1 protein-coding gene and 1 pseudogene are annotated in these 914 nt (G+C 48.7%); one reads left to right on the top strand and one right to left on the bottom strand.

Annotated elements, in window-relative coordinates; genetic code table 11:
• A partial coding sequence (locus tag OGY72_RS00030; protein ID WP_071603212.1) for an IS1 family transposase occupies nucleotides 1-65 on the top strand: 65 nt, incomplete at its 5' end.
• A gap of 8 nt (nucleotides 66-73) precedes the next feature.
• On the opposite strand, the pseudogene OGY72_RS00025 reads toward OGY72_RS00030, so the two are convergent.
• Nucleotides 74-658 (bottom strand): annotated as a pseudogene (locus OGY72_RS00025) (SulP family inorganic anion transporter); the annotation flags it as partial.
• Nucleotides 659-914: the final 256 nt, after the last annotated feature.

Here is a 914-nt window from a genome sequence, read left to right as displayed (position 1 = left end):
CAAAATCGGTGGAGCTGCATGACAAGGTCATCGGGCATTATCTGAACATAAAACACTATCAATAAGTTGGAGTCATTACCAACGTTAGGATGGCGATCCCTAAGGTTAATAAATGAATTTCTGAGAGTCGACCAGGCAGGGCAATGATCTTCTCAATCACTTGCTCTTCATCAAGCGTAACCCCCAATACCTTACCGAGTTGCCCGACAATAATCGTCACGGCAACGCCGTTAAGCAGACCCGTTAGAATGGGATGAGAAAGCAGGTCAGCAAGCGCCCCCAGGCGAAATTTACTGGCAAGCAGGCACCATCCCCCCATCATCACAGTCATGACAATTGTTAACTGCCAGTGAAGTTCTGGGTTTCCGGCAGAAAGAGGAACTACAACGGCTGCAATTACCGCGCAGGTCGTGGCATCAGGACCAACAATCAATTGGCGGGAAGAACCAAACAGCGCATAAGCTAGCATTGGCAAAACGCAGGAATATAACCCGACGATAGCCCCGACTCCCGCTAACTCAGCGTAAGCAATCGCAACCGGTAGTGCTACGGCAGCAACGGATAACCCGGCTTTAACATCATATTTTAGCCAGCTTTTATCGTACGCTAATAAATTTTTTAGCCCCGGCATGTAGTTTAATACCATTTTTCCGAACACTTTATTCTCCGGATAGACCCTTACTAATAGATAAAGGTACACGTAACTGTCGCAGGCGATCCTGATATTTTCGGGAGGTAATACAGAAAATTCAGATTGGGGGGTTTACCGCATATGCCGCAGGAAGGCTTGTGTTATGGAGGTTCAGGATATTGCTTTGCACCCGATGGTGCTGCGATGTGCCTGATGCGCTGCGCTTATCAGGCCTACAAAATACGTTCAGCCCAGCCCCTGCAGGCCGGATAAGGCGGCACGC

The organism is Citrobacter sp. Cpo221, from assembly GCF_030332345.1.
Classification (GTDB): Bacteria; Pseudomonadota; Gammaproteobacteria; order Enterobacterales; family Enterobacteriaceae; genus Citrobacter; species Citrobacter portucalensis.
Note: the sequence above shows the minus strand (reverse complement) of the source record. Positions and strands in the feature narration are given on the sequence as shown.